Genomic DNA, 13,085 nt, shown 5'->3' on the forward strand with positions numbered 1-13,085 from the left:
GCATATCCCCCGTAGCAAACGCCACGAGGTACACACCATGTTCACAAGTTACCTGTATGAGATTAAGCTTTACCGCAGCATTTTTTATATTTTTTGCCGCTGCCGCATGGGCAAGGTTCATTTCTGCCTACTTTTGGTTGAGTTTTTAGAACTGGAGCAGAAGCTGCAGGTTTACTAGCAGATGGAGAGGATAATTCAGAAGGTGTGTGACCTTTTAAAATCCATAGTCTTGTATTGTTTACGACAGTAACCATTTTTTCAACCAGTGCATTAATATCTTTTTCTGACTCAAATTCAATTTGTTCTCCAAACCATTTCACCACATCAGGCAAGGATTCTCCGAATTGAACTTTAAAGATAAAACGGTCTGCCAATTCTGCTGCTTCTTCTTGTTTCAAAGAATACGTATCTGATAAATAGTGAATGAATTCAACCATTTGCTCTGTTCTTTCAAATGGCTCGTACCGGTTCACGTTTACCATAGTTTCAGCAGGAATATGGTAGTATTTCAAGCCTACTCTGCTTGCCTGAGCCTGTTTAAATCCATCTAATTCCTTGATAGTATCATGAATAATATATTCATCATCTAGACGGAAATCTCCATAGAAATCTTCCAAATATCGAATGTAATTGTGCAGCCATTCAATATCCACTTCTTCCTGGATATATCCTTCAATCAATTTATGAGCTTTTTCAACCTCTATAAATCCATAATAACGAATTAACCCAAAAAGAATGTTTGTCACTTTTTGATTACGGTTAATGACAGTCATGATTTCTTTTGGATTTAAATTGTAAAATTGTTTCATTACTTCAGTCGGCATTACAACCACTGGTTGATCTTCCACTTTGGAAGGGTGGATATATCCGATACTTGATAAGTAAAATACATTTTCAAGTCCAATTTGTTCGATTGGCATAATCCCGCTTTTTGTCATCATCGCTACAATAGCTGTGTATTGATGAAGATCCATCATTTGAACCTTCTCAGGGACAGAAGCTGGTATTTTCTCAGCCAGTGCTGCTACCAATTCTTTTTTTCTTAATGAACTCATGTTTTTTAAATTTAGATTTCTGCGGATATTCTTTAAAGCATCCATCTTTAATGAATCCAGCAAACTCTCTAAATTATATTCATCTACAGTTGCAGTTGTCATCAGAATTCCTCCATATTGATTCAAAAACTAAAAATATAATAATTCCCCGTCAAAGAATTAAATTTTACTACAAATCACGAAAAAAATAAACTGTCGCTCTATTCCTAAATTTCAAATTCCTTCTATACACTTATGTAATTGACTAAAACATATGGTATTGATACTACCCCTCTTTTACTAGAATAGAAAGGAAAAAGCAATCCAGCGTGCTTGGATTGCTTTTCATGACCAATCAAAAAACCTATCAGTCTTCCAAAATTTTCACATCAACTGTTTTAATACCCCAGTCTTCCGCTTCACTTTGTGATGGAATAAAAACATCAATTTTATTACCTTTAATTGCTCCTCCAATATCTCCGGCAATTGCATGTCCGTACCCTTCCACATAAACTTTTGTGCCCAGTGGAATTACAGATGGGTCAACAGCAATTACTTTTTGATTAGGATTAGCTTTAAGATCTATACCAGTGTATGTGACACCAGTTCCACCTTCACAATCCGCGGTATAAGCTGTTGCCTTAACAGTAATGATTTTCTCATCCTGCTCAGAGTTTTCAGCAGATGTATTTATTTCTTCATCTACTTCTTCAACTTCAGAAGTTACGGCAGTTTCTGTATTTTTATTTACCTCTTCTTCAATTGGTGATTTTACAGATGTTTCTTTTACCTCATCTTTATCTTCAACTGCAGGTGTTTTAATAACCTTATTTTCCTGAGTCTTTTCCGTCTTTACAGCCTTTTCTATCTTAGATAAGTCTGTTCTACGTTCAGTCGATTGCACGTCTTTCGTTTCGACTCGATCTGTTGCATCGGCAGCAGCGTTAGCAGATGATTGTATGTTCATTTCTGTATCTTTAATGCTTGAATTAATAGATTCATATGAAGTATGCTCAAACTCTTTATCATTCTGAATGATTGTAGAGCTTGTCTTTTTTTCAGGCATATCTATAAACATAAAATCAGTCAAATCATCTTTCACTACTTGACTTACTTCAGCTGTTGGCTGCTGATCTATATGTTGAGTTTTATTATTATTTGATGAGGAAACGAAGCCACCTTGTATGACTCCCGCAAGTGATGTTGAGATTAATACTGCAATAATCAATTGATTCATCGGGCTAACCTCCTTTATTTTGACCGAATGAATTTCAGACATTATCCTACCAGCTAACTAAAATAGTTGTTAAGAACAAATAGATGTTAAACCTATTACATATATGTCACTAATATTACGTTAATGTAACAAATTTACAGAAAAGTATATCAGTAAGCGCTTTATCTATTGATTCTGTTAGTACTGGATTTTTTGTCTTTATAGCTATCGAAGAAGCTGTTTTACACAAATTACCATCGTCAAAGTGCTGTTTTCTGACTAAAACACGAGAATGTTAGCACTTCTCTTTCAAAATGTGTACATGTGGTGATATAATTTGCTAGATACCAGCAAACGGAGGAAATGAAATACATGATTACTGTAAATAACGTAGGTCTTCGCTTTGGAGACCGAAAATTGTTCGAAGATGTAAATATTAAATTTACACCTGGAAACTGCTATGGATTAATTGGCGCCAACGGTGCCGGAAAATCTACTTTTCTTAAAATCTTATCAGGTGAGCTAGAGCCTCAATCTGGAACTGTCAGCCTTGGCCCTGGAGAGCGCCTTACAGTCTTAAAGCAAAACCACTTCGAATATGAAGATATTGAAGTGATTCAAGTAGTTATTATGGGACATGCCCGACTTTATGAAGTTATGAAAGAAAAAGATGCTATTTATATGAAGGAAAACTTCTCCGACGAAGATGGTATGAGAGCAGCAGAACTTGAAGGTGAATTTGCTGAACTGAATGGTTGGGAAGCAGAACCTGATGCAGCAATCCTACTTAAAGGGTTAGGGATACCAGAAGAATTACACAACAAAAAGATGGCTGAGCTAGATGGTGGAGAAAAAGTAAAAGTATTGCTTGCACAAGCTTTATTTGGCAAACCGGACGTATTATTACTCGATGAGCCTACCAACCACCTTGATATCAAAGCTATTCAATGGCTTGAAGAATTTTTAATCAACTTTGAGAATACGGTAATTGTTGTATCCCATGACCGTCATTTCTTGAATAAAGTATGTACACATATTGCAGACCTTGATTTCGGAAAAATCCAATTGTATGTCGGAAACTATGATTTCTGGTATGAGTCCAGCCAATTGGCACAAAAATTAACAGCTGAGTCCAATAAGAAAAAGGAAGAAAAGATTAAGGAATTACAAGCATTCGTTGCCCGTTTCAGTGCTAATGCTTCTAAATCTAAACAGGCCACTTCCCGTAAAAAATTATTGGAAAAGATTACGCTCGATGATATTAGACCTTCATCCCGCCGTTATCCATATGTACACTTCACTCCAGAGCGCGAAATTGGTAATGATCTTCTGCGTGTAGAAGGTCTATCCAAAACGATTGATGGAGAAAAGGTACTGAACAATGTTAGCTTTATTATGAATAAAGACGACAAAATCGCTTTAGTTGGTCAAAATGATAATGCCAAAACAGCTCTATTTAAAATCCTAATGGGTGAAATGGAAGCTGATGAAGGAACATTCAAATGGGGAGTTACAACTTCACAATCCTACTTCCCTAAAGACAACTCTGAGTTCTTTGAAGGAAACGAGCAAACTCTAGTGGATTGGCTTCGTCAATTCTCTCCACAGGATGAAAGCGAATCATTCCTTCGCGGTTTCCTCGGAAGAATGCTCTTCTCTGGTGAAGAAGTAATGAAGAAACCGTCTGTTCTTTCCGGTGGCGAAAAAGTTCGTTGTATGCTATCCAAAATGATGCTCAGCGGAGCAAATGTTCTTCTTTTGGATGAACCGACGAACCATCTAGACTTGGAATCCATCACAGCAGTCAATAACGGTATGATTAATTTCAAAGGTGCCATGATCTTCACATCTCATGACCACCAGTTTATCCAAACGATTGCAAACCGTATTATCGAAATTACTCCAGATGGCATCATCGACAAACAAATGACGTATGATGAGTATTTAGAGACAGTTAAAAAGTAATGAATGCAAAAGACTATCAGTGAATTTTAACTGATAGTCTTTTTCTTATAATTTGGATTAGTGCCTTGTTAAATATAAAAAATTACAAAACAGCTTAAATCCTTCTGTATTTTCTCCATAATTAAAGCCTTAATCTTAATCAAACGACTACATACGGTGTCTTCTGGATGATTAATCTTCTAATATCTCTCGCAAAAACTTGTGTCTATTTTGTAAAAAGTAATTCGTTATTTGATAGTGATCTGTCATTTCATAATCTATCTCTTTAATTGTATCGTTATCAAAACTTAGAATTGTGGCGTTGGGATATCCTAAAAGAATTGGAGAATGTGTAGCGATTATAAATTGACTGTCCCCTGCAGTGACTAAATCATGTAAGATTTTCAAAAATGAAAGTTGTCGCTGGGGTGATAAGGCAGCTTCTGGTTCATCTAATAAATAGATGGCTCTCCCTTTAAATCGGTTTAAAAAGAGGGACAAAAAAGACTCGCCATGAGATTGTTGATGCAAAGAACGTCCGCCATAGGCATTATAAGCTTTTACTTCATCAATATGAGAAGCAAAATTATAAAATGACTCTGCTCTAAGAAAAAAACCGTCTGTGACTTTAGGAAGCCACGAAAGCCTTATATATTCGCCAAGTGCGGATTCTGAAGCATGAACATTATAAGTATTATTCCGCCCTCCACCTGCTGTATTAAACTGACATTTATCAGCAATTGCTTCTAGAAGTGTAGATTTTCCTGAACCGTTTTCCCCAACAAAAAATGTAACATTGATTTTCAAATTCAATTGGTGAAGATTCTTTATTGAAGGAATAGAGAAAGGATACTCATTATAAGAAGGTATGTTTTCATGCTCAAGTTGAATTCTCTTTAAGAACAACACTATCACCTACGATTTCCTTTTTTACTTTTTTTCGAATAAAACGTCCCTTTAACTGAATGAAAAAGACAATAAACCATGCATAGCATTCGACAATCAAATCGGATCGCTTTATTTAACAATTATATACAAAATATCATTACTTTTCACAATTTAATCCCACTAAAATAGTATAAAGCCGCGTAGTTGGAAAAATTGATTATAGACGACACGTACTGCTTATTTTCCTTGAAATTACTCTATACTTAGTAACTTCTATAACACTTGATAATAAGTTCAATCCAAACAGCAACTATAAAAAACGCCATTTTGAATATTGATATTCAAAATGGCGTTCAAATTAATATGTGAGTTTGACATTTCTTAATTGATATTCAGAAATAGTGACATGAGTTTATCTTCTCGAAATCTTTAATAAAGGCGGAACTACCGCCATCGTTACCATCCCGGCAAGGAGTGCTTCGGCAAGTCCATTTGTAAAAAACACAGTTAAAACAGCTTTATAAATGGCACTTGTACTGCCAGCGTTAATAGCCTCTGCATAGGCATCCTGAAATAGAAAGGTAATAGAACCCATAACCAAGAATGTATGCATAAAAGTGGACACTAAAGCTGTAATAAATAAAGCAGGTTTTTGAAGCGAATTTTTCTTTGTTATAGCATTACGAAATGCTTTAAAAATATAGTAAGGTATAAATCCAATCATTACTCTTGGAACAATGGCAATAAATAACGCCCAAAAACTTCCTTGATCTGTTCCTAATACGGGAATTGCTGGTGAAAAAGCAAATGATAATAATGTCGGAGTAATCGTATTTACAGCAATACTAGTAAATCCAAATACTAATCCCAATAACGCACCTATCTTTGGGCCTAAAATAATAGAGGCAATAATAATTGGAATATGAATTAAGGTTGCTTTAATTACACCTAAATGAATAAAACCAAATGGTGTAAACGCAAATAATAGAATAATAGATAAAAAAATGGCTGTTAAAGTAAAGTCTTTTATTTTCAACTTTCTAACTCCTTCAGTAATCAAATTTCTTTAAATTATCTTTTGATTAGTAAATTAAATTATAAGGATAAATTATTTGGTATGTAAAGATATTTCGCTTTGAGGATTCAAAATTTAATGTAAATCTTAAATATGTGAAATAACCCTTACAGATACTGAATTACATAATTGTACTCATGGGATGTTCATTTATCGCTATACATCCTAAAGATTGAGAAAATATCCAATGGAAAACTAATCCGCTCTATTTCCTTACTGATTCGCTCAATTATTGCTGAATTCGGCTGAATTCTAGTCAGAATCGGCTCTATTATCACTAAAATTGGCTCTATTATTCTGAATAACGGCTCTATTAATGGCTATTTAACCTCATATCTATTCTTTTCTCCTAATCCAGCAATCTTATTAGTAAAGTATATATGTTAAAAATCTATTTCCAGCAAGGGATTCGTTATAATCTATCCATAAAAAGCAAAACAGGTGGGAAAGAACAATTTGTTCTCTCTCCACCTGTTGAACTTAACTTATCTTTTAACAATCTCAAAAAACGTTTCATAGCTATTAACATAATAATCCGCACCTGGCGTATCATTCTGAAATAAGCAGGTTTTGATTCCAATACTTTTGGCAGGTAAAATATCTAACTCCCTATCCCCAACCGCGAGATCAATACGGTACTTATCGTGCAGGTACTGATAGCTTGCTGGATGAGGTTTTTTTGGATATCCGTCATCAATGGCTACTATTTCTGTGAAATATTGATCCATTCCGTTTGCTTTTAAAATACTCTCGGCACCTTCACGGTATTTATGCGTCATGATTACATTTAAATCCGCTGCCTCCAGCACATTCTTCACTCCCGGAAACGGTTTGAAATCCAAGGGCTTTAACTGCCTTTCAAGTATATGAATATGTTTAATTTGTTCTTCGGTTAGCTTAAGTTCGTTGAACGCATGGCCAAACGACACCTTTAGCAAGGAAAAGATTTCTTCCTCCGAAAGAGGTGTCTCCACTGCACTTTTGACCATTCTCGCATAACCGGGATAGGTATCAAATAAAGTGCCGTCAAAGTCCCAAAGTATATTCATATCCATTCCCCTTATTGTTTCGTTATCTTCGTCCAGCCATCCTCTTGTGTAATTCTGCGATCCTTCATTAGTCGGCCGAGTGCACGTTTAAAAGCTGCTTTACTCATACCAAAACGTTTTTGGATAGACTCCGGATCCGATTTATCCCAATAAGGCATGCTGCCCCCGCGGCTTTCAAGATAAGTAAAGATTGCTTCCGCATCTTCATCAAGGCGTTCATGCGTACGTGGCAGCAACGAGCCGTTTGTACTGCCATCAGGCTTAACTTCAATAATTCTGCCCTTGACCAATTCACCCAGCCTTGGTTCATTCGCACGTTCACTCTCATGAATGAAACAGCGGTACCCTTCTGTTGTTAAAATAAAGGTGCCTACTTTTAATAAACGGTAAGCTCTTCCCTCAAAATCTTTATTTTTTATTGATTCAGGAGCATGCTCGCTTAATTCCTGTACAACGGTTTCAGTAGCAAGACGACCAAACATTCTGCCTCTATTGTCGACTTTTAATGTAACATAAAGCTGGTCTCCTACTTCTGGCCATAGGCTTTTTAATTTTGGTAAATCGTCACTGGAGATCAATAAATCCTTTTGAAGTCCGATATCAAGGAAAACCCCGTGGCTTGGATGAACATCCACGACCGGAACCCAATCATAATCACCTTCAGTAATGGTTGGCAATTTCATGGAGGCTGTCAATCGGCCTTCTTTATCGTTAAATAAGAAAACCTCTATTTCTTGCCCTATTTCAAGATCACCAACGATTTCATGTGTGTGAAGCAAAACATCTTCTTCACCATTAGAAAGAAAGTATCCGAATGAAACCTCTCTTTCCACTGTTAATGTTGCTTTAATACCTGGTTGTAAATAACTCATTAACTCTTCACCGCTTCCTTTATACGATCCTTAAGTATATCATTATTTTACCCGTTTATCAGTAAATAAGGACTAGTTGGATCATGTTTTTGTCTATTTGTCTGCACCAGCTTCGGACTTCTTACCGCATAGCAATATACGCAGCCAAATGGGCATGTATCATATGAACCCATCTCTTCTGCCTCCATGCACCCACATTCAGCCCGTTGGTATTTATCCTTTTTACCGGATAATTGCAGGTTAAATACTTCTTCAATAAAGTTTTTATCAATACACGCGCCATGTTTGATTCCGTGTGTATCCAAGTCAATAATCTCCGAACAAGTCTCTGGTACCATTCCATATTGCTTGCAAACTGAACCAATGGTACGGGTCAATGCATTTAAAGCTGACCGATTGTTAGGGTCAAGCCAGTCATCGAATTGATAGCCCTCCACCTTTTCCAGATTAGCAAGTCTACCTTTTGTCTTCGTATAAAAATCTTGAAAACTAATCACTACACGCGTAGTAAACCCGGATAATTGTTTTGCTATATGAGTAAATCGCTCGATATGATACTCCACATTCGTTTTATTGCTTAACACAATGGGATCGTATCGCCAGATTACTTTCTCCTGCCCGATTAAATCAGATATATACTGGAACTCTTTCATTCTGTTAGATAAACTTGGCATCCCTGGCTCAATCTCTTTTGGATAGTCATTTAGAGTATATTGAAACATTAAACGGTAGCCCATCTCCACCAATTCAGGAATATAGGGATTCATCGGTTTTGGATTCTTTGTCCAAAAACAAATTGCATCCACATCTACCGGCAAAAGTGAAACCTTCTTTGTTTGATGACGATTAAAAGGATTCACCTTCATATAATAGCCTTCTCTGATTCGATTCATAAACCACTCAGAGTAAAACGCAGGTATATCTGTTCTCCTGCTGGCACTAATAATCATCATTCTCACCCTTTCAGGCCTTTACTTTATACTGTTATATCCCTTTTTGCAAAGAAAAACCAAGCAACACCATAAAAGAAAATGAAATGCATGATAAGGATGATGATCGAAAAGCCTGGTGACATTCCAGACAGGATAGGTGTATTACCGAATAAGTATTGGTCCCACTGTGTATTGGCAAAGAGCAAAATCTTGCCAAGGGACAGCTCCAGCAACTCTGCAATTTCCGTTATAAACTTCCCGCCAAGTAACGCAGCTATTCCAAACCCAATTGCAAAGGCACTATTTTTAAATACGACAGATACTGCATATGTAAAGGTTGAAATCAGCATCAATTCCAAAAACGTAATTCCATACGTTAACAATAACTTTTGAAACATAAGCCCATAGCCCGCTCCAAAGCCGTAAATGATTCCTCCAATAAGCCAGGAAAAGATAAATGTAGTGGTTAATAAATATATACCATACAATTGAATCGTAAGCCATTTGGCAAATAAGACCATTGACCTTGTTCTCGGACGGATCAATAACAGTTTAATTGTTCCTGTTTGAAATTCATTAGCCAGTATACTCCCCGCCAAACCAATCGCTAGAAATATCGTGATGATTAGGAAGTTGGATAGCACAGACATAAAGTCAATCACATTTCCGTCTGTTCCTTTAATCAGTTTTGTAAAAAAGAATGGTAATAAACAAATCAACAAAGGCATCACCAGAAAGGAGTATCTGACCATTTTGTTATTTGTCATTTTATAGTGTTCGTTATAAAGTAATGACCTCACGAAATTCCAACCTCCCTCGCTGAAATCGTCTGTAAAAAGGTGTCTTCCAACTGATTTTGGTCATAAGCAAGCTGATACACGCTCACTTTATTCAGAACCAGCATTTCATTAAGCATCGGGATATCCTTTTTCTCAACTGATAAGCGAATAAGATTTCCCTTATATGAAATAACCTCATAATTTGCATCTAATACAGCCAGAGCATGTTGGATATCATCCACCTCAATAATAAGCACATGATGATCCATTTTTACATTTGTGATCTCCAATAATTCACCCGCTTTTATGATGCCAATTCGATCACAAAGCATTTCAACCTCAGATAATAGATGAGTGGAAATGAGAATCGATATATTCTCTTCTTTGGCCAAATAGAGAAGATGATTGCGTAAGTCACGCATTCCTTCTGGATCCAACCCGTTTGTTGGCTCGTCCAAAATCAAAATCTTCGGTTTGTGCAAAATGGCCTGGGCGACTCCTAATCTCTGTTTCATTCCTAACGAATATGTATGTACCTTGTCATCGATTCTTTCTGTCAGGTTGACTAATTCAACAACTTCTTCTATTCTATCAGATGATATATTCGAATATAAATTAGCGTATAATTCTAAATTTTGCCACCCAGTTAAATAATCGTAAAAGGCTGGATTTTCAATAATAGCTCCTACATGTTTGATGGCGTCAACAAAAGACGTTCCTACCTCGTGATTCATGATTCTAATCTGGCCGGCATTTTTCTTCATAAGTCCGCAAATCACTCGAATTAAGGTCGTTTTTCCAGCACCATTGGGTCCAATTAAGCCGAAAATTTCGCCTTCTTCTATTTCAAAGCTGATATTTTTAAGGATATCAGAACCAGCTATTTGTTTGCTGATTGATTTGACTTCTAAAACTGTATTTCTCATTCTCCCTGCCTTACCTCCCTAATCCAATCTACTTATCTATTTTACACTACTTACAACCGCTTACCTATATACGGTAAACGTGTTTTCCAAAACAAATAGAAAAAGGGACATTTTCTCCAACAAATGTTAGAGAATAAATGCCCTCTTCTGTTTCCCCATTAGTATCAGTCGGTGAAGAGCTCTGGTCATTACAACATACAATAGTTTAATATCGATCTCATGGTTATCCGAGTATACTTCATTATATGTGACAGCAAATACAGCATCAAACTCCAATCCCTTCGCTAAGTACGACGGTACAATTACTATTTTATCCTTTGGAATAGATGTCGTTTCTTCAAGTAAATAGAGGTCTAGCTCAGTATGCTGTTTAAGAATGGAATTTACAATCGCTGCATCTTCCTCAGTCTTTGTAATAATCGCGAAAGTATTGAATTTTTCTTCCTTTAACTTCCTTACTTGATTAGACATCTGTTCAGCCCATTCCTCATCAGATGTGATCTCTAAAAATACAGGTGGTTTGCCATGTCGAATGATTGGTTCAACCTCCGGAAATGAAGTGGATAGCCGTTTTAATAATTGATTGGCTTCATTCATAATCTCGACGGTTGTTCGGTAACTCTTTTTCAGCTCTCGATAAATGGCTCTTGGAAAAATGGATTTTCTTACTTCCTGCCAGTCGGTTATTCCCCGGTAAGAATGGATGCCCTGCGCCAAATCACCGACAAGGGTAAACATATCTGTTTCCAAAGCTGTTTTAAGCCCTTGAAGCTGCAAAAAGCTATAATCCTGCGCCTCATCAATCACTACATTCTTTGCCTTTTTCTCCGGCTTAACTCCATAAATTTTTGCATATAAATACAGAATAGGGCCCAAGTCCTCAAGCTCATATTTTTTCTTAGAAAAGATATTCTGACTGCTTTCGCAAAGCTCTAACGCCTCTTTTTTACTGAGTTTATGATCTGAGTATTGAACCAGCCTGTCCGGGTCGCTGTATAATTCTTTATAAAGTGTCCATATATCTCTCTTATCAAAATAGCTCATATAATCCTGGACGGCTTTTTTGATTTCCATTTTCAGATCATTGATCCTCGCCTCTTTTTTATCCAAAGCCAGCGAAATGTATTGCTTCCGCTTTTTCTCATCACCCTTCCAGTTTAAGGCCCTGTCAATTCTGACCTCATAATGCTGAACTACTTTTTTCAGCATTTTATCTTTATTCAAACGTACTTGATTTTGAAGGACTTTTTTTAGTTTCTCGATTCGTTTATAAAGCGGCAAATATGTATACTCATTGTATAAAAGATGATTAAACTGTTTTGCTGTATACAATTTAAACTTATCAACCCGAAAGTCTTCATGCACCATTAAACTGGTTTTTATTTCTTCAACATAATGGTCAAGCACCCCTTGAAATAGAGAGGAACCTTTGATGCTTGAGATGTGAACGAATTGTTGATCCTTGAGGATGTCACGAAGCTTAGTATCCTCTGTCAATTTAATTTTCTTCCCCAGCACCTCTTCCACATATCCCTGAAAGGTCATTTGCCTTACTTTCTCAACACCGAGTTCCGGGAGTGCCTCTGAAATATAATCAAGGAATAAAAAGCTTGGTGCTAAAATTAATAATTGCTCAGGCTGGAATACATCTTTATAGTGATACAAAAAATATGAAATACGGTGCAAAGCAATAGTTGTCTTCCCACTTCCTGCAGCTCCCTGCACAATAATAGGTTTATTTAAATCCGCTCGTATGATTTGATTCTGCTCCTCCTGAATCGTTGCAACAATCTCTGTTAATCGATTGGCAGAACTGCCGGCAAGAGACTCCTGCAATAATTCATCCACCGTCGTAACATCGATATCCCGTATGTCAAGCAACTCTCCATCCTCAATGATGAATTGCCTTTTTAGACTAATGGTACCGTCATAAGTTTCACCTTCTGATGTGTAACTCACTTCTCCCAACCGGCCTTCATAGTATAAATTAGCAATAGGTGAACGCCAATCGATGATCAATTGCTCCTGATTGTCACGTTGGAATAAGGATGTCTTTCCAAAATAAAGCTTCTCCATTCCGCCAGCCTCACGAGAAGTGAAATCAACCCGCGCAAAATATGGTTTAGGTAATGCCTTAATTAAACTTTCCAGTTCGGACCTTGATAGCTGATAGAAGCTTGCACTCGTTAAAAGCTGCGAATACCCCGCACTCTCTACCCAGTCTTCATCTTTAAAAATGTCCTTCATTTTTTCCATAAATTGTTCTTTGTTTGTTTCAGCTGTATCAATGACAACCTGCATGTATTTTTTTATAAATTCGAGCCGTTGTTTCTCCTCTTCAATCTCCTGATTTATACTACTTATCACTCT

General features: G+C 36.6%; 11 protein-coding genes. 1 reads left to right on the forward strand and 10 read right to left on the reverse strand.

Features of this window, described 5'->3' with window-relative positions:
* Window positions 1-62: 62 nt before the first annotated feature.
* A complete protein-coding gene (locus tag F7984_RS10295; protein WP_139891857.1) occupies window positions 63-1,157 on the reverse strand; it encodes an SEC-C metal-binding domain-containing protein in 1,095 nt (364 codons plus the stop codon).
* Window positions 1,158-1,401: 244 nt separating this feature from the next.
* Entirely contained in the window at window positions 1,402-2,271 is an 870-nt protein-coding gene (locus tag F7984_RS19645; RefSeq protein WP_066103463.1) for a 3D domain-containing protein, read from the reverse strand.
* 351 nt (window positions 2,272-2,622) lie between these two features.
* Between F7984_RS19645 and F7984_RS10305 the strand changes: the two genes are divergently transcribed.
* On the forward strand, window positions 2,623-4,215 hold the full coding sequence (locus tag F7984_RS10305) for an ABC-F family ATP-binding cassette domain-containing protein (protein WP_066103460.1): 1,593 nt from the start codon (window positions 2,623-2,625) through the stop codon (window positions 4,213-4,215).
* A gap of 171 nt (window positions 4,216-4,386) precedes the next feature.
* Here F7984_RS10305 and F7984_RS10310 read toward each other — a convergent pair whose 3' ends face one another.
* The 8 genes from F7984_RS10310 to helD all read right to left on the reverse strand — a co-directional run bounded on the left by F7984_RS10310 (window position 4,387) and on the right by helD (window position 13,082).
* Window positions 4,387-5,100, reverse strand: coding sequence for an AAA family ATPase (locus F7984_RS10310; protein ID WP_066103458.1), 714 nt, complete (start codon window positions 5,098-5,100; stop codon window positions 4,387-4,389).
* Between the two features lie 394 nt (window positions 5,101-5,494).
* Entirely contained in the window at window positions 5,495-6,118 is a 624-nt protein-coding gene (locus F7984_RS10315; protein WP_066103455.1) for an ECF transporter S component, read from the reverse strand.
* Window positions 6,119-6,642: 524 nt separating this feature from the next.
* On the reverse strand, window positions 6,643-7,206 hold the full coding sequence (locus F7984_RS10320) for an HAD-IA family hydrolase (protein WP_066103452.1): 564 nt from the start codon (window positions 7,204-7,206) through the stop codon (window positions 6,643-6,645).
* Window positions 7,207-7,217: 11 nt separating this feature from the next.
* Window positions 7,218-8,078: a CvfB family protein gene (locus F7984_RS10325; protein ID WP_140461526.1), complete on the reverse strand. Its 861-nt coding sequence runs from the start codon at window positions 8,076-8,078 to the stop codon at window positions 7,218-7,220.
* A gap of 47 nt (window positions 8,079-8,125) precedes the next feature.
* The gene (locus F7984_RS10330) at window positions 8,126-9,031 is read right to left on the reverse strand and encodes a DUF1848 domain-containing protein (protein ID WP_139891855.1); all 906 of its coding nucleotides are present in this window, start codon (window positions 9,029-9,031) and stop codon (window positions 8,126-8,128) included.
* 23 nt (window positions 9,032-9,054) lie between these two features.
* Entirely contained in the window at window positions 9,055-9,810 is a 756-nt protein-coding gene (locus tag F7984_RS10335) for an ABC transporter permease (protein ID WP_140461527.1), read from the reverse strand.
* Window positions 9,807-10,715 (reverse strand): ABC transporter ATP-binding protein, encoded by a 909-nt coding sequence (locus tag F7984_RS10340; protein ID WP_066103443.1) that lies wholly within the window; start codon window positions 10,713-10,715, stop codon window positions 9,807-9,809. Before F7984_RS10340 ends, F7984_RS10335 begins: the two co-directional genes overlap by 4 nt.
* Before the next feature lie 126 nt (window positions 10,716-10,841).
* The gene (gene helD, locus F7984_RS10345) at window positions 10,842-13,082 is read right to left on the reverse strand and encodes an RNA polymerase recycling motor HelD (RefSeq protein ID WP_225983576.1); all 2,241 of its coding nucleotides are present in this window, start codon (window positions 13,080-13,082) and stop codon (window positions 10,842-10,844) included.
* Window positions 13,083-13,085 lie beyond the last annotated feature (3 nt).

The sequence above is a fragment of the Pradoshia sp. D12 genome (assembly GCF_008935075.1).
In the GTDB taxonomy this organism is placed as follows: Bacteria; Bacillota; Bacilli; order Bacillales; family Pradoshiaceae; genus Pradoshia.

Bases quoted from the DNA above. Each gene is read 5' to 3' on its own strand.
- F7984_RS10295 (WP_139891857.1), bottom strand. From the start codon at position 1,157: ATGACAACTGCAACTGTAGATGAATATAATTTAGAGAGTTTGCTGGAT.
- F7984_RS19645 (WP_066103463.1), bottom strand. From the start codon at position 2,271: ATGAATCAATTGATTATTGCAGTATTAATCTCAACATCACTTGCGGGA.
- F7984_RS10305 (WP_066103460.1), top strand. From the start codon at position 2,623: ATGATTACTGTAAATAACGTAGGTCTTCGCTTTGGAGACCGAAAATTG.
- F7984_RS10320 (WP_066103452.1), bottom strand. From the start codon at position 7,206: ATGAATATACTTTGGGACTTTGACGGCACTTTATTTGATACCTATCCC.
- F7984_RS10325 (WP_140461526.1), bottom strand. From the start codon at position 8,078: ATGAGTTATTTACAACCAGGTATTAAAGCAACATTAACAGTGGAAAGA.
- F7984_RS10330 (WP_139891855.1), bottom strand. From the start codon at position 9,031: ATGATGATTATTAGTGCCAGCAGGAGAACAGATATACCTGCGTTTTAC.
- F7984_RS10340 (WP_066103443.1), bottom strand. From the start codon at position 10,715: ATGAGAAATACAGTTTTAGAAGTCAAATCAATCAGCAAACAAATAGCT.